We start from the raw sequence: 16,474 nt of genomic DNA on the forward strand, positions 1-16,474 counted from the left end.
CATGCATTCCGGACAAGGAAACGCTGCCCGAAGTAAAAATCTGGCAATGTCTGCTAGAACTGGGCTGCTGTGATCCATCTGTGACTAGGGTTCTCGGCCAGGTGATCGCAGGATGCCGTCCACCCCCGGGCGGCCGAGGGAGGAACACCAGTGGCGTCCCAACGACGAGCAGCACAACACCGAAAGCCGAAGCCGCGGACCATGGTCCGCAGCGCGGCCACCGTGGTGACCGCAGCCGCGACGATGTCCGGTGTGATCGCGTTTGCCGGCAGCGCCAACGCCGCTCCGGTCGCAAGTTTCGAGCAGGTCAAAGCACAGGTCGACCAGCTGAACCACGACGTCGTGACGATCGGCGAAGAGGCCAACGGCTTTGAGGAAAAGGTCGGCAAGCTCCAGGAGACTGCCAACCAGACGCAGAACCGGGTCGCTGAGAAGCAGTCGGCGATGAACGACCTGCGTGACCAGATCGGCCAGGTCGCCGCCGCCCAGTACCGCGGCGGTGGCATGCCCACCGGGCTCCAGCTGGCGATGAGCCAGGACCCGCAGGGCTTCCTGGCCAAGGCACAGATGATGGACCAGCTCGACGGCCAGCAGGCCGACAAGCTGCGCCAGATCGCCGCCCAGTCCCGGATGCTCCAGCAGGACAAGGTCGAAGCGTCCCGCCAGCTGACCGAGCTCGAGTCGCTGCGCAAGGACCTCACCACCCGCCGCGCGATCGTGCAGACCAAGCTCGCCGAGGCGCAGAAGCTGCTCAACACGCTCACCGCGGCGCAGCAGAAGAAGATCAACGACGAGAACGACCACGCGGCGGCAGCCGAAGCGGACCGCAGCTCGCGGGGCAACGACCGCGGGGAGATCGACAAGGGCGCCGCCGAGAAGGAAGAGCCCCCGCCTGTCGACGTCCCCCCGGGTGCCAAGGCCGCCACGGCGCTCAACGCCGCACTGTCGCAGCAGGGCAAGCCGTACTACTCCAGTGGCACGGGGCCGAACTCGTACGACTGCTCGGGTCTGATGCAGTGGGCGTACAAGCAGGCCAACATCTCCCTGCCGCGGGTGACCTACGACCAGATCAAGGTGGGCCGCGCGGTCAGCAAGGACCAGCTGCAGCCCGGTGACCTGGTGTTCTTCACGAACGTCAGCCACGTCGGCATGTACATCGGTGGCGGCATGGTCGTCCACGCCCCGAAGCCGGGTGCCGTGGTCCGCAAGGAGAAGATGTCGAACATGGCCTGGTACGGCGCGCGTCGGGTCGCCTGACGACCGCAGGGTCCAAAAAAAATAAGAACGGTGTACGGGTGACCCCGCGCGTGGGGGTCACCCGTACACCGTTCTTATTTTTTGACTGCTTTCTTCTGCCCGCTCAAGCCTCAGACCAGACGGCGGTCCGTGGCCCACCGGGTCAGTTCATGGCGGTTCGACAGCTGGAGCTTGCGCAGCACCGCGGACACGTGCGTCTCGACCGTCTTCACGGAGATGACGAGGCGTCGGGCGATCTCCTTGTAGGCGTAGCCGCGGGCGATGAGCTTCAGGACTTCGCGCTCGCGCTGGGTGAGGCGGTCCAGGTGCTCGTCCACGGCGGGGACGTCGGTCGCGGCGAAAGCGTCGAGCACAAAGCCGGCCAGGCGCGGTGAGAACACCACGTCGTCCTCGGCGATGCGGCCGATGGCGGCGATGAGTTCGTCGCCGGTGATGGACTTGGTGACGTAGCCGCGGGCTCCCCCGCGGATGACCCCGATGACGTCCTCACCGGCGTCGGAGACCGACAGGGCGAGGAACTTCACCCGGTCCTTGAGGTCGGCGCACTGCTTGAGCACTTCGATGCCGCCACCGCCGGGGAGGTGGACGTCGAGCAGCACCACGTCGGGCATGGTCTCGCGGACGACGGCGATCCCTGACTGCGTGTCATCGGCTTCGCCGACGATCTCCACGGCCGCGCCGATCTCAGCGCGCACACCGGTCCGGAACATCCGGTGGTCGTCGACGAGGACCACCCTGATCTGGTCGCTCATGACTTACCTCTGTCCATTTCGAATTCGATCTCAGTGCCTTCGCCGGGGGCTGTGTGGATGGTCGCCCTACCCCCGTTGCGGCGCATCCGCCCCAGTACGGACTCTCGCACACCGAGCCGGTCCTCGGGCACGGCTTCCAGGTCGAATCCGGGCCCCTGGTCGCGGACGAAGAGTTCGACCCGGTCGTCGGTGACCTCGGCGAACACCGAGATCGGGGTCTCCCCCGCGTACTTCGCGGCGTTGACCAGTGCTTCGCGGGTGGCGGCCACCAGCGCGGTCAGGTTCTCGGCCAGCGGGCAGTCGCCGACGCACACCACGTCGATGGACACCCCGTGCATGTCCTCCACCTCGGCCGCCTCCGCGCGGACCGCGACGGCGAACGTCAGGTCGGGCTGGGACTCCTGCGGCCGGTAGAGCCACATCCGCAACTCCCGCTCCTGCGCGCGGGCCAGCTTGGCGACCTCCCGGGGGTCGTCCACCTTGCGCTGGATCAGGGTGAGCGTGTGCAGGACGGAATCGTGGACGTGCGCGGCGACTTCGGCACGCTCCTGGGCCCGGATTCGGGCCCGCCGCTCGGCGCCGAGGTCGCGGGTGAGCCGCAGGAGGTAAGGGCCGAAGATGAGGAGCAGGCCGACGAGGGTCAGCAACGCCCCGCGCAGCACCGCGAACGAGTCGCCCAGGCCCTTGCCGCTGTACGTGGTGAAGATGCCCAGGCCGACCGCGACCAGGGCCCCGCCGAGCGCGCCGCGGGCGTAACCGGCTTTGCGGCTGCGGGAACTGATGCCCAGCCAGCGATTGCGCTGGGTGTCATCGGCCTGCCGCCACAGCAGTGCCACTCCGGCGCCCGCGATGATCAGCGGCCACACCCAGTTCTGCGGATCGGACGGTGTACCGCCACCGCTCCACTGGATGAGCATCGCGGCGCCGATGAGCATGGCGAGAACCGCCAGTGCCCGGTGCCGTTCCCGGCCCGGTGCGCACGCGGACTGCGGAAGTGCTTTCCCCATCGGCACGAACACCCAGAACACGGCGTACATGACCAGTCCGAGGCCGTCAGCCAGCGTCATCACCACAAAGGCGATGCGCAATAGTTGCGTCTCCACCCCCAGGTGCGCGCCGAGCCCGCGGGCCACGCCGCCCAGCATGCGCTGGGAAGGGCTGCGGTAAAGCGTCGGTGGGGAGCACACGGGCTCGGCGGCGACAACGACAGGACTGGTCACGTTGACGATCGTCACACGTCAGCGGGCCTGTCCACATCGGGGAGGTCCCCTGACTTCCTCTCAGGGTCGACTCGGGGTGAGACCGGGGCGTTGCCCGATAGGCAGCGTCCGTGTATTTCCGCAGGATGGAGCCATGAACAGCGACAGCACAGCCCCGCAGCAGCGGCCGGGGGACCGGCCGGCAGCGGCCGAACCCATCCGGCGCAGTCGTACCGACCGGCGGGTCGCCGGTCTGTGCGGCGGCCTCGGCCGGCACTTCAACGTCGACCCGGTGGTGTTCCGCGTCGTGCTCGCGGTGCTGGCGGTCTTCGGCGGCATGGGTGTGCTGCTGTACGGGCTGGGCTGGCTGCTCATCCCGGAGGAGGGCGACGAGCCGCTCCTGCGGCGGGTGGGCAGCGGCCGGATCGACTCAGGCACGGCGGTGGCCGTGGTGACGACGGTTATCGGGGGCATCGTGTTCTTCTCGTACATGGACGGCGGATTCGGCCACTCCTTCCCGCTGCTCGCCGTCGCCGGCGTGGTGCTGTTCCTGGCGTGGTCGGACAACCGACGCAAGGGCCCTGCGGTCATGGTGCGCACCAGTGCGCCGACGGTGGACCCGGCCGACCCGACGAGCCCGGACACGTCGTGGTGGCGTGCCCCGGGGACGGCGGGGAGCGGTGCCTGGCAGCCCTGGTCGGCGACCGACGCCCCCGCGGCGCCCACGGCCGCCGGGGAACCGGCTGAGCCTGGCCGGGCCGGTTTTGAGAAGACGTACGAGACCGCCTACGACTACACCCAGTACGAGCGGGCGTACGACAAGGCGTGGCAGTCCGCCACGAAGCCGGCCCCGGAGCGCCCGCACCGCTATCTGACGGCGGCGGTGCTGTCCCTCGCCGTGGTGGTCGGCGGTGCGCTGTGGGCGGTGGACGCCCTTGACCTCGCGGACATCGGCTGGCAGGTGGGGGCCGCAGCGGTCCTCGGCGTGCTCGGCCTGGGGCTGATCGCCGGTTCGCTGCTCGGCCGGGCCCGGTTCCTGATCCTGCCGGCGACCGCGCTGACCGCCGCGTTGATCGCGGTGAGTTCGCTGAACGTGCCGTTCGAAGGGCCGTCGGGGCAGCGGGAAATCCGGCCGACGACGCTGGCCGCGGTCGAGAAGCCGATCCGGATGATCGGCGGCGAGATGAAACTGGACCTGCGCGCACTGCCGGTGGACGGACAGCAGCCGGTGCGGGTGGTGGCGAGTGTGGCCGCGGGCCGGATCCAGCTGTGGCTGCCCGCCGACGTGCGGGTGGAGTTCTCCGGCCACGCGCAGTACGGAGACCTCAAGCTGCCCGACGGCCGGGACAGCGGGATCTCGACGGACCGGAGCACCGTGTTGGAACCGCTGCGGCAGCCGTCGCGCGGCACGATCGTGGTCGACCTGCGGGTCGGCGCCGGAGAGGTGGAGGTGCTTCGTGATGGCGCGTGACGAGTCTGGTGAGACCGGTGGGACTGGCCGGGCCGGCGAGACCGGGGACAAAAACAGCCTGGGCCGGACGTTCGTCCGCAACTTCGACCCGATGGCGCTCATCGCCGGCTTGATGTTCACCGCCGTGGCCGTGCTCTACATCGTGGACGCCTCCGGCGGCGTCGACCTGCGGCCCGGCCCGATGGTCGCCCTCGCTGCCACGGGGATCGGCCTGGCGAGCCTGGCGGGCGCGGTGTGGGCACTGCTGCCGTTCCGGCGGCGGGCGCTGCGGGACTGAAGTACATGTCGCCGGAGGGGCCGGTGGGGAGACTCTCCCACCGGCCCTTCCAGCATTCGCCTTCAGCGTTCACTTTCCGCGCTGACCTTCAGCGTTCACCGTTCGTGTTCACCCGACGGTCACCCGCAGGCCACGTTGTTCTCCTCGCGGGTGGCTTCACCCACCGCGCCCGCGTAGTTCACGCAGCTGCCCTGGGCGTAGACGTAGACCGGGCCGGCGTAGGAGCTGTACCAACCGATGTCCCGCGAGGTCGCGCCGGTGTTCGAGTTCCATACCTGGGCGTACATGGACGTGCTGGGCCCGCCCCCGGCCCGGACGGTCACCACGCAGTTCCGTCCGTTGCCGCTGTTGTACGTCAGGTACGTGGTGGCCGGGACGTTGAAGTAGGACAGCGACCTGATGACCTTGTAGCCGGACCCGCAGGCGCCGTTGTACGCGGCACCGGCGTGTGCGGTGCCCGGGGCGAGGATCAGCCCGCCGCCCACGAGCATCGCCAGCGCGGCGAACCGCGCGGCCCATCGGGTGAAGAGTTCCCTTGTCATTTCTTGTCCCCCTGGCAAGTGATGACGTGACGCGTCGGTCGCGTCAGTCTGAAACGGCTATTTCGTACGGCTGCGATTCGATGCCCGAGGCGGACACCACACACAGTTCGACCCGGCCCGCTTCGACGTCGGCCGGGACCGTCACGATGACCCGCCCGTCCGACGGGTTGTCGAACCCGGTCTCGGTTGGCACCAGCGGCGCGTACACGTGCACCGCGCCGAACTTCACGACCACCTTCGCGAGGAGGTCGGGCTCCTGGGATCCGCCGGCGGCCAGACAGGTGCCGCGGATCTCGATGTCGTCGCCCTGCCGGACCGCGCCGTCGAAGTCGCCCCGGGTGCGTACCCGCACCACGGTGAGGACAACCGGCTTGTCGTTCTCGGCGAACTTCCCGGCGAGGTAGGTCACGACCGACACCAGGGCCAGCCCCACCAGCGTGGCCGGGATGTCGGGCAGGTCGTCGGGGTCGCGGGCCAGTGACACCACGACAAAGCCGACGGTCACGAGGTTGACCAGCACGTACTGCGCGTCGACGAGCGACGAGCGCCCCGCGTCGTCAGTGATCAGGTCGCGCAGCCGGGGGCGGTCGGTGCGCAGTTTCTGCAGCACCCGCCGGGCGACCTTGTCGCCGGTGATCCGCCGGGCCAGGACCGCGGCCAGGAACGGCGCGGCGACCAGCACGAGCTGGTCGACCGCGACGTCGCCGAGGGTGTGGGTCAGCCGCTCGCGGTCGTCGGAGCCGGATGCGGCGGCGAGTTCGACGACGAAGAAGACGAAGATGTACGCGAGGACGGCCACCCACAGCGCGGCCACCGCCTTGGAGGTGGACAGCCGGCCGTCGAGACCGCGCACGGGCGCGAAGACCCCGCCGCCGCTCTTCGCCGCGTAACCCACTCCGCTCAGGGCCAGGGCCAGGACGACCGCGGAGACCAGTGCGGCCGTACGGGCGACAGTCCAGCCCGCGCCCACCGCCGTCAGCGCCTGGACGACAGTCAGGACCACGACCAGAGCCCACAGGACACCGAGCGCGCGCGCACCGAGGACTTCACCCCAGGCTCCACCGGACGCCCTGCGCTTGGCCGCCAGCTCGTCCGCACGGGCCCGCAGTTCGTCGGAAACCCACTGTCGCGCGCCCTCGTCGGAGTGCGCGACGGCGGCCGGGACGCCTTCCCGGCGGGCCAGGGAACGACGCAGCCCGTCGAACTCCGCACGGGCGACCCGGTATTCCTCACGGATCACGCAGTGACAGTCGGGCTTGTGCGCGACGGCGCCGTGTGCCACGTCGGTCCTTTCTCAACCGCGGGCTGCAAGCCATCCGCTCTCACCCGTACAGCCGCACATTGTGCCGTATGGCGGACCAGGTTTCCGGGCAAGCGGGATATGTCGCGATCACCCGTAGGGCCCTACAAGCGCACGTACCGCACATTTGACCGCAAACATCGTCGGGCGAAGTGCCGCAGGCCGGACGACACGCACTCAACCCCGCCATTCCCGCATATGGGACCGCCACCGCACACGCCGGTTTTCGGCGCCGTCCCGGGTTCCACCCGTGCGGGGACGTCCTGTTGCCCCCCGCGCAGGGCCGCAAGACTTCCCTTCGGCACCGGGTTGAGGCATGGTTGCAGTATCAAATAGTCGGACGTCCTAGTAAATGCTCACGAGGCTGCCGCCGGGACGATCACTACTTCGAGATGGATGCCGTCACCATGACCCGACCGGTCCTCCCCGCCGACGCCCCGCCGCTGTACGTCCCGGCCCGCCCGGTGCGGTTCGTCACCTCAGCCGCCCTGTTCGACGGCCACGACGCAGCGATCAACATCATGCGCCGCATCCTCCAGTCGCAGGGCGCCGAAGTGGTCCACCTGGGCCACAACCGCTCGGTGCGGGAAGTCGTGGACGCCGTCCTCGAAGAGGACGTCCAGGGCGTCGCGGTCAGCTCCTACCAGGGCGGCCACGTCGAGTACTTCGAATACCTCGCGCAGCTCCTCAAAGAGGCCGGCGCCGGGCATGTGAAGGTCTTCGGCGGCGGCGGCGGCGTCATCGTGCCCGAGGAGATCGAGCGCCTGGCCGCGGCCGGGGTGACCATCTTCTCGCCCGAGGACGGCCAGCGGCTCGGCCTCGCCGGGATGATCAACCAGCTGATCCGCGAGTGCGACGAGGACCTGACGCAGCGTCCTGCCGACCTCGACGCCCTGCTCGCGGGCGACCGCGCGGCACTTGCCCGTACGCTCACGTGCATCGAAGCGGCCCCCCTGCCCGCCGACGTCCGCGAACGGCTCAGCACGGACAGAGCCGTCCCCGTGCTCGGCATCACCGGAACCGGCGGATCGGGCAAGTCCTCGCTGACCGACGAGCTGATCCGCCGCCTGCGCACGGACCAGGGCGACCGGCTGAAGGTCGCCGTACTCGCCGTCGACCCGACCCGGCGTAAGTCGCGCGGCGCGCTGCTCGGCGACCGCATCCGGATGAACTCCCTGGACGGCGACCGGATCTTCTTCCGCTCCCTCGCGACACGCGAGCCCGGACGCGAACTCCCCGATCGCATCGACGAGATGGTGCTCGCCTGCAAGGCCGCCGGCTACGACCTGGTCGTCCTGGAGACCCCCGGCATCGGCCAGGGCGACGCGGCCGTCACCGAGCACGTCGATGTCTCCCTGTACGTGATGACCCCCGAGTTCGGCGCCGCTTCCCAACTCGAAAAGATCGACATGCTGGGCTACGCCGACGCCGTCGCCATCAACAAGTTCGAGCGCCGCGGCGCCGAGGACGCCCGGCGCGACGTCGCCCGGCAGATGATCCGCGAGCGTGAGGCGTTCGGCTCAACCGTCGACGACATGCCGGTGTTCGGCACGTCCGCCGCCACGTTCAACGACGACGGCGTGACCGCGCTCTACCAGTTCCTGCGCGACGAACTAGCCGCCAAGGGAACGCAGTTCACCGAGGGCACGCTTGAGCCGGTGACCGTCAGGACCTCCACTGCGGCGGCGCAGATCATCCCGCCGACCCGGGTCCGCTACCTGGCGGAGATCGCCGAATCGGTCCGGTCCTACCACGGGAAAACCGCAGAACAGGTCCAAGCCGTACGGCGACTCCAACGCATCAGCGACGTGCGCGCCGAACTGACGGACGCTCATGAGCCGCTGGAAGCACTGCTGTCCGACGCCTCAACGAAGGTCACCCCGGAGAGCAAACAGCTCCTCGACCGCTGGCCCGCCGTCGTCGAGTCCTACTCCGGCGACGAGCAGGTTGTGAAGATCCGCGACAAGGAACTCCGGACGAAGCTCGTCCGGGAATCCCTGTCGGGCAACCGGATCCCCCGGGTTTCGCTGCCGAAGTACGCCGACCACGGCGAGCTTCTGAAGTTCCTGCGCGACGAGAACCTGCCGGGCTACTTCCCGTTCACCGCCGGGGTGTTCCCGTTCAAGCGGGACGGCGAGGACCCGGCCCGGATGTTCGCCGGGGAGGGTGACCCGTTCCGGACGAACCGCCGCTTCAAGCTGCTGTCCGCCGACTCCGAGGCGACGCGTCTGTCCACCGCGTTCGACTCGGTGACGCTGTACGGCCGCGACCCGGACGAACGCCCGGACATCTACGGCAAGGTGGGGACCTCCGGCGTCTCGGTGGCCACGCTCGAGGACATGAAGGCGCTCTACGACGGCTTCGACCTGTGCTCGCCCACCACGTCGGTGTCCATGACGATCAACGGCCCGGCACCGACGATCCTCGCGTTCTTCCTCAACACCGCGATCGACCAGCAGATCGGGAAATTCCGTACGGAGAAGGGCCGTGAGCCCTCGGCAGCCGAAGCCGCGGACATCCGCGCGCACGCCGTGGCCACGGTGCGCGGCACCGTGCAGGCCGACATCCTCAAGGAGGACCAGGGCCAGAACACCTGCATCTTCTCCACGGAGTTCAGCCTGCGGATGATGGCGGACATCCAGGAGTGGTTCGTGCAGAACCAGGTCCGCAACTTCTACTCGGTGTCCATCTCCGGCTACCACATCGCCGAAGCCGGGGCGAACCCCATCAGCCAGCTGGCGTTCACGCTGGCCAACGGGTTCACATACGTCGAGGCCTACCTCGCCCGCGGCATGTCGGTCGACGACTTCGCGCCGAACCTGTCGTTCTTCTTCTCCAACGGCATGGACCCGGAGTACAGCGTCCTGGGCCGGGTGGCCCGCCGCGTGTGGGCGGTGGCGATGAAGGAGAAGTACGGCGCGGCGGCCCGCTCGCAGAAACTGAAGTACCACGTGCAGACCTCGGGCCGGTCCCTGCACGCGCAGGAGATGGACTTCAACGACATCCGCACGACGCTGCAGGCGCTCATCGCCATCTACGACAACTGCAACTCGTTGCACACCAACGCCTTCGACGAGGCGGTGACCACTCCCAGCGAGGACTCCGTACGCCGTGCCCTGGCGATCCAACTGATCATCAACCGGGAGTGGGGCCTGGCGATGAACGAGAACCCGTTGCAGGGTTCGTTCATCATCGGGGAACTGACCGAACTGGTCGAGAAGGCCGTACTCCTGGAGTTCGACCGGATCAGCGAACGCGGCGGTGTGCTGGGCGCGATGGAGACCGGCTACCAGCGGGGCCGCATCCAGGACGAGTCGATGCTGTACGAACACCGCAAGCACGACGGGTCGCTGCCGATCGTCGGCGTGAACACCTTCCGCCGGGAGCACGCGGAGGCTCCCCCGACGGTGGAGCTGGCCCGCGCGACCGAGCAGGAGAAGGTGTCCCAGCTGTCCCGTGTACGGGAGTTCGCGGCGGCGCACACCGACGAGGCGGCTGCCGCCCTCGACGCCCTGAAGCGCGCCGCCGCGAGCGGCGAGAACGCCTTCGCGGTCCTCATGGACGCGGCCCGGGTGTGCACGCTCCAGCAGATCACGGAGGCGTTCTTCGAGGTGGGCGGGCAGTACCGGCGGAACGTCTGACCACCAGGGAGCTTCACCCGGTCGAGTGCATATCCCCGGCACTCAGACCCTCGACAGGCCTTCAAACCTACGGTCACAGGAGTCAAGCCTGTAGGAGTCGAGTTCTTAGAAGTCCAGTCCTAAGAACTCGACTCCTGTAACCGCTCTGCTGTCGTCCTCGACGATTTGGAGCGGCTCTATCACGGACAGTGAGTCAGCTGCTACCGCCAAGCGTTCATCAGGTCCTCGGCGGTCCACACTTTGGCCAGTCCCTTGGCCACTTCGGAAGTCACTCCGCACCGGGACACCGCCACCAAGGGGACATCCGGACCAGCGCCGGGAATGTATCGAGCACTGGTCCGCAGCTCCGTCAGATCAGACTCGGCGAAGACTCCGGATTCCCGCCATTTCACGGATCCGACAAATCCCACTTTCTTGGCCGGGGCGTCACGGTCCGCGCCCACAAGATCGACCTCGGGATTGTTCTGGCGGTTCCACCAGCCACCGACTTCGAGGACCGCGGGGAATCCGGCATCCGGCATAAGCCTGGCAAGCGACGTCCGGATGAGCGGTTCCACAGCGCGGCCACGCCAAGACGTCCACGAAGCCTTGAGTCGGGTCAAGGCCACATGTGACCTCTCGCGTTCCGCCAGTGCGGTGGCCCCTTCGAGGTGAGCGAGCCAGAACCGCAGGTAGGTGTCGGCGATTCGGTAGCGCTTGTTCTTGTCCCCAGGCTCCGTGGACAGCGGGACATCCGTGGCGACTATCCGTTTGACCGTGATCAGTTCATGGAGGATCGGGGCAAGCGTGCTGTGGGAGAGGGGATTCCCGGCGGAGGAACCGCTACCGGCCGCAATCGACGAGAAGGTGCGCTCACCTGAGCCGATCGCGGCCAGCACCTGGGCGGCCTTGAGCCGAGTGGGGAACTCGGCCGCCAAGGAACGTTCGCCGGTGGTCAGGAGAACCGACGAAGGATTGTTCAACTGCCGTCGGAGGTAGGAGTCCGTGCTCTCCCCGTGCCGCCAGGAGAGCGCGACTTCAGGGAATCCGCCGGTGATGAGGTACGCGTCGATCGCTTCAGCCGCCCCGAGTCCGGACAGGTCCTGCACATCGGCGGGGTTCAGCGGACCGACGGTGTATTCCCCCGCACGGCCGTAGAAGGGCTGCGCGTAGGACGTGAGCCGATCCATCATCGACACGTCCGAACCCAGGAGCAGGAGCAGGACGGGCTTGCGGGACAACTGCATGTCCCAGACGGTCTTCAAAGCTCCGTCGAAAATGGGGTCCTGTTCGACGAGCCACGGGACCTCGTCCAGGACCAGGATGCTCGGGACGTCGCCGGGCAGCGCGGCGGCAACGGTCCGCAGAGTGTCCAGCCAACCGCCCGCCGAATCGACGATGTGTTCCTTGTTGAAGCCCTCTGCGCTCTCCACCGCCCGCAGGAGGTCCCGCTGCGCGGAGACCGGCGGATCATTCCGGGTGGCTTGGAAGAAGACAAAGGGTACGCCGCTGTGGGTGCAGAACTCCTCGACGAGCCTGGTCTTGCCGATCCGCCGCCGACCCCGGAGCACAAGCGCCTTGCCGGGGTGGCTGCCGCCGCCGCGTACCTGATCGAGCCAGTCTTCAAGAATGGCGAGCTCGCGGATCCGTCCGGTGAACATCATCGCGACCTCCAGATAACTCCGAACGGAACAAACTACGCTGGCTTCGTAGTTTACTCCACGTTCCATTCAGTCACCCAGAGCATTCCGACCGAGGGATTTGCGGAGTTCGGCCAGGAGATGCCCGCTGTCAGATCGCGTACTTCCACACCACCAGCATGTGCGCCCCGTACCAAGCGCCGAAGAGCGTCATCGCGACCAGCACCATGGCGGCGGTGCGGATGCGGGTGCGGGCCAGGGCCAACGCGAGGGGGACGAGCATAATCAACGCTGGTGACAGCAGCCGCAGCTTGGAGTGGTAGTAGTTGCTCTGCCCGAATGTCAGGGCCAGCAGCACCAGCCCGTAGACCATCAGCGGCGACCAGGTGCGCTGCCCGGCGGCCACAGCCACGCTGACGATCGCGGCGATGAGCAGCACGGCGGTGCTGACGGGGACCCAGCCGTCGCCGCTGCGGAACGTGTCGACGAGGAACCTCGCCATCTCCGCGCCGCCGTCCCAGCCGGTGCCCCAGCCGGCCTGCTGGATGCGGAACCAGCCGTCGGCGCTGCCGGTGCGCCAGGCGACCCACGCGAGGTAGAGCGGCATCCCGGTGCAGGCCAGAACGGCGGCGAGGGCCGGGCGCCAGGTGATCTCGCGGTCCCGCCACATCGCCAGCCCGGCGGCGATGACCAGCGCGACGACGGCCGCGATCGCGGCGGGCCGGGTCAGTCCGGCGAACATCGCGCAGACCCCGGCGATGATCCATGCCTTGCGGTGGATCGCGATCAGCAGCCCGGCGGACAGGGCCAGGAACAGCGATTCGCTGTACGCCATGGAGAAGACGACGGCCATCGGCTGGGCACCGCCGACCAGCACGGCCATGATCAGGCCGGTACGGCGGTCGAAGAGCCTGGTGAACAGGACGTACACGAGGCACAGTGCGACAGCGGTGCACAGATGCGCGGCGAGCAGTCCCGACGTGCCGTAGCCGAGCCCGGTCAGGGTGTGGACAACCTTGATGAGCCCGGGGAACAGCGGGAAGAAGGCGAGTGTGTTGCCCTTCAGGTTTCCGTCGGCCCCGTATTCGAAGCCGTGCGGGTAACCGTGTGCGGCGATGTCGACGTACCAGACGGCGTCCCAGCTCAGCAGCTTGTCGCGAACCGTGGAGCCGTCGGTGGGAAGCATCCAGGCGAGGACCAGGATCTGCAGGAGCGCGGTGGCCGCGTACACCGCGAGCGGCGGCCACAACCGCACCGCCCAGAGCCGGATTCGCAGCGACAGCCCCGACGCGTCCTTTGAAGGACTGCGTACGGGGCCGGAGGCTTCCCGGTCCGTCGCCGGGCGGGGGCCGGCCGCCACGCTGGGCTGGGTAAGGCCGTCTGACATATCGCAGTGCTCCCCGGAACGGTTCTGGTCTTGCTGACAGCATCCCGTGTCCGGGGTGCCGCCGCTGACGGCACTCCGGCCGGATACACCTGAAGGGCGCCGTCCACAGGTTGTGGACGGCGCCCTTCAGGTGTTCAGCGCGGGTTCCCGGGGGCTGCTACTCCCACTCGATGGTGCCCGGCGGCTTGCTGGTGATGTCCAGCGTCACGCGGTTGACCTCGTCGACCTCGTTGGTGATACGGGTGGAGATCTTCGCCAGGACGTCGTACGGAAGACGCGACCAGTCGGCCGTCATCGCGTCCTCGGAGGACACCGGGCGCAGCACGATCGGGTGACCGTACGTCCGGCCGTCGCCCTGGACGCCGACGGAGCGGACGTCCGCGAGCAGCACGACCGGGCACTGCCAGATCTCGCGGTCGAGACCGGCCGCGGTCAGCTCCTCGCGGGCGATGGCGTCGGCCTCGCGGAGCAGGTCGAGACGCGCCTTGGTGACCTCGCCGACGATCCGGATGCCCAGCCCCGGGCCGGGGAACGGCTGGCGCTGGACGATCTCGTCGGGCAGGCCGAGCTCCGTGCCGACCATCCGGACTTCGTCCTTGAACAGCTGACGCAGCGGCTCGACGAGCTCGAACTCGATGTCGTCGGGGAGGCCGCCGACGTTGTGGTGCGACTTGATGTTCGCGGTGCCCGCGCCGCCGCCGGACTCGACGACGTCCGGGTAGAGCGTGCCCTGGACGAGGAACGCGACGTCCTCGCCGCCCTCGGCGATGATGTCCGCCTGGGCCTGCTCGAACACGCGGATGAACTCGCGGCCGATGATCTTCCGCTTGGTCTCCGGGTCGCTGACCCCGGCCAGTGCGTTGAGGAAGCGCTCCTCGGCGTCGACGACGACCAGGTTGACGCCGGTCGCGGCGACGAAGTCCTTCTCGACCTGCTCGGTCTCGCCCTTGCGCATCAGGCCGTGGTCGACGTACACGCAGGTCAGCTGGTCGCCGATGGCACGCTGTACGAGTGCGGCGGCCACTGCGGAGTCGACGCCGCCGGACAGGCCGCAGATGGCGCGCTTGGTGCCGACCTGCGCGCGGATCAGGGCGACCTGCTCTTCGAGCACGTTGGCCGCGGTCCAGCTCGGGGTCAGGCCCGCGCCCCGGTAGAGGAAGTGCTCCAGGATCAGCTGGCCGTGCGTGGAGTGCATGACCTCCGGGTGGTACTGCACTCCGTACAGCTTCTTCTCGTCGTTCTCGAAGGCCGCGACCGGCACGACGTCGGTGGACGCGGTGACGGTGAAGCCCTCGGGCGCGGCCGAGCACGCGTCGCCGTGCGACATCCACACCGACTGCGCGTCGGGGCTGCCCTCGAAGAGCGTGGAACCCGGTTTGGAAACGGTGAGCGCCGTACGGCCGTACTCACGCGCGCCGTTGTCGTCCACGGTGCCGCCGAGTGTGACGGCCATCAGCTGGAACCCGTAACACATGCCGAAGACCGGGATGCCCGCTTCGAACAGCTCACGGCCGACGGTGGGGGCGCCTTCGGCGTACACCGAGGAGGGGCCGCCGGACAGGATGATGGCGGCGGGCTTCTTCGCGAGGATCTCCGCCACCGGCATGGTGTGCGGGACAACCTCGCTGTACACCCTGGCCTCGCGGACACGACGGGCGATGAGCTGGGCGTACTGGGCACCGAAGTCGACTACGAGGACGGTTTCGGTCCCGGAGCCCGGACTGGTCGAGGTCACAGGAGGCCTTCCGGCGGTTGTACGGGGGGTTCCCTGGATTCTACTGGCCGGACCGGGGTCCGCGGCGCCGCCCGCCAGTCCCGCGATGCGGATGGTCCTGGCCGCGGGCCCGGCTACCAGGCATACTGGCCCGCATGAACAGCATGTCGCGGCGATTTTTCTATGGCACCGGGGTTCCCGGCGCCATCGCTGCGGTCTGACTGCACCTTCAGACTTCGTACGAGACGCCCCGGACCCCCAAGGGTCCGGGGCGTCCGTCGTCCCCAAGGCCCTGGCGTCCGGTGTGTCACCACCGAAAGGGCGATCACCATGAGCACGACCACCAGCACGACCACCTCCGACCCCGCCGCCGTCGTCGTCGAGATCGCCGAGTCGGCGATCGCGACCCACCGTGACCGGATCGACTCGCTGGACCGGAGCATCGTCGCGCTGATCTCCGAGCGGATGGCGGTCTCCCAGGAGATCCAGCGGACCCGCATCGCGTCGGGCGGCCGACGGGTCAACCTGGCCCGCGAGATGGAGATCATCAACCGCTACAAGGACGCCCTGGGCAAGCCGGGCACCACGGTGGCGATGACGCTGCTTGAGCTGTGCCGGGGCCGTGCCTGAGCGCGCGCACGGCGCAGCGGCCCCGGAGGCAGGCCGTAACCTCCGCGCGGCGGTGCTCGTTGTGCCTGCTGTCGCCGGAGGACAACACGTGGCGACCACTGGTTCACCGGTGCGATGAGACATGCCTGCTGTGCGTGTCGTGGGACCTCGCGCCGGTGCCGTGACCGGGACGCAGGGGACAGCTACCGGTCACGACCCTGCCGACGGCCGGTGTCGGGGACGCCTGACACCGGTCGTCGTGCCTCTCCCGCGTTCAGGAGCTGACTCCTGGACACGGTCGCCGCGCGGCGGCCCGACCAACTGATGCGTCGCGCCGGCTCGGCTGCACCAGATTAGCCGGAGATTCCCCCGCCCCTCGCGGGTTCCGCGGGGCCGATCCGTACGCGATTTCCCCACTTCGGACGTGGATGGATCAGATTTTCGTACGCCGGATCACCTAGTTCGCACCAGAATGCCCCGACTTCCAGTCGACCGGCCCGCGGGCCGCAGCCCACGGACCGGCCGGTGAGCCGCACCGGGATTCCCGTTGCGCGTCACCCGTTGTGCTCATTCGCCCGGCAGCCCGCCCGGTGGGAGACCCAGCACAGGACCTAGTGCAGCGCGTCGGAAGTCCTTTGCCGGTCGCACCGGCTGCCTTGATCACTCTTGGTAGTCGGCGAGGTGGATGAGGGCGGCCGTCTCGAAG

The 16,474-nt window shown here is 68.5% G+C and carries 12 protein-coding genes; 5 read left to right on the forward strand and 7 right to left on the reverse strand.

Going from position 1 to position 16,474, the window contains the following annotated elements; genetic code table 11:
• Positions 1 to 201 precede the first annotated feature (201 nt).
• Positions 202 to 1,257 carry a C40 family peptidase gene (locus AC0Z36_RS16120; RefSeq protein WP_485463571.1) on the forward strand — a complete coding sequence of 352 codons (1,056 nt, stop codon included), beginning with the start codon at positions 202 to 204 and terminating at the stop codon, positions 1,255 to 1,257.
• Between the two features lie 110 nt (positions 1,258 to 1,367).
• Here the strand turns inward: AC0Z36_RS16120 and AC0Z36_RS16125 are convergent, their stop codons facing one another.
• Together AC0Z36_RS16125 and AC0Z36_RS16130 are read right to left on the reverse strand one after the other, a co-directional pair.
• A complete protein-coding gene (locus AC0Z36_RS16125) occupies positions 1,368 to 2,009 on the reverse strand; it encodes a response regulator (protein WP_485463572.1) in 642 nt (213 codons plus the stop codon).
• Entirely contained in the window at positions 2,006 to 3,229 is a 1,224-nt protein-coding gene (locus AC0Z36_RS16130; RefSeq protein WP_485463573.1) for an ATP-binding protein, read from the reverse strand. The genes AC0Z36_RS16125 and AC0Z36_RS16130 overlap by 4 nt, the downstream gene beginning before the upstream one ends.
• Positions 3,230 to 3,362: 133 nt before the next feature.
• On the opposite strand from AC0Z36_RS16130, the gene AC0Z36_RS16135 reads away from it, so the two are divergent.
• Together AC0Z36_RS16135 and AC0Z36_RS16140 are read left to right on the forward strand one after the other, a co-directional pair.
• A complete protein-coding gene (locus tag AC0Z36_RS16135) occupies positions 3,363 to 4,679 on the forward strand; it encodes a PspC domain-containing protein (RefSeq protein WP_485463574.1) in 1,317 nt (438 codons plus the stop codon).
• Positions 4,669 to 4,956 carry a hypothetical protein gene (locus AC0Z36_RS16140; protein WP_485463575.1) on the forward strand — a complete coding sequence of 96 codons (288 nt, stop codon included), beginning with the start codon at positions 4,669 to 4,671 and terminating at the stop codon, positions 4,954 to 4,956. Before AC0Z36_RS16135 ends, AC0Z36_RS16140 begins: the two co-directional genes overlap by 11 nt.
• 119 nt (positions 4,957 to 5,075) lie before the next feature.
• Here AC0Z36_RS16140 and AC0Z36_RS16145 read toward each other — a convergent pair whose 3' ends face one another.
• Both AC0Z36_RS16145 and AC0Z36_RS16150 read right to left on the reverse strand, forming a co-directional pair.
• Positions 5,076 to 5,498: a spore-associated protein A gene (locus tag AC0Z36_RS16145; RefSeq protein ID WP_485463576.1), complete on the reverse strand. Its 423-nt coding sequence runs from the start codon at positions 5,496 to 5,498 to the stop codon at positions 5,076 to 5,078.
• Positions 5,499 to 5,541: 43 nt separating this feature from the next.
• A complete protein-coding gene (locus tag AC0Z36_RS16150) occupies positions 5,542 to 6,780 on the reverse strand; it encodes a hypothetical protein (RefSeq protein ID WP_485463577.1) in 1,239 nt (412 codons plus the stop codon).
• 425 nt (positions 6,781 to 7,205) lie between these two features.
• On the opposite strand from AC0Z36_RS16150, the gene icmF reads away from it, so the two are divergent.
• Complete coding sequence (gene icmF / locus AC0Z36_RS16155; protein WP_485463578.1) at positions 7,206 to 10,439, forward strand: fused isobutyryl-CoA mutase/GTPase IcmF; 3,234 nt, start codon at positions 7,206 to 7,208, stop codon at positions 10,437 to 10,439.
• A 200-nt stretch (positions 10,440 to 10,639) separates the two neighbouring features.
• On the opposite strand, the gene AC0Z36_RS16160 is transcribed toward icmF, so the two are convergent.
• The 3 genes from AC0Z36_RS16160 to guaA all read right to left on the reverse strand — a co-directional run bounded on the left by AC0Z36_RS16160 (position 10,640) and on the right by guaA (position 15,180).
• Complete coding sequence (locus AC0Z36_RS16160) at positions 10,640 to 12,082, reverse strand: ATP-binding protein (RefSeq protein ID WP_485463579.1); 1,443 nt, start codon at positions 12,080 to 12,082, stop codon at positions 10,640 to 10,642.
• Positions 12,083 to 12,209: 127 nt separating this feature from the next.
• A complete protein-coding gene (locus tag AC0Z36_RS16165) occupies positions 12,210 to 13,445 on the reverse strand; it encodes a hypothetical protein (RefSeq protein ID WP_485463580.1) in 1,236 nt (411 codons plus the stop codon).
• 157 nt (positions 13,446 to 13,602) lie between these two features.
• Positions 13,603 to 15,180, reverse strand: a complete 1,578-nt coding sequence (gene guaA, locus AC0Z36_RS16170) for a glutamine-hydrolyzing GMP synthase (RefSeq protein WP_485463581.1) — start codon at positions 15,178 to 15,180, stop codon at positions 13,603 to 13,605.
• A gap of 309 nt (positions 15,181 to 15,489) precedes the next feature.
• Between guaA and AC0Z36_RS16175 the strand changes: the two genes are divergently transcribed.
• A complete protein-coding gene (locus AC0Z36_RS16175) occupies positions 15,490 to 15,789 on the forward strand; it encodes a chorismate mutase (protein ID WP_485463582.1) in 300 nt (99 codons plus the stop codon).
• The last annotated feature ends 685 nt before the right edge of the window (positions 15,790 to 16,474 follow it).

It is taken from the genome of Kitasatospora sp. UYEF31, assembly GCF_057291755.1.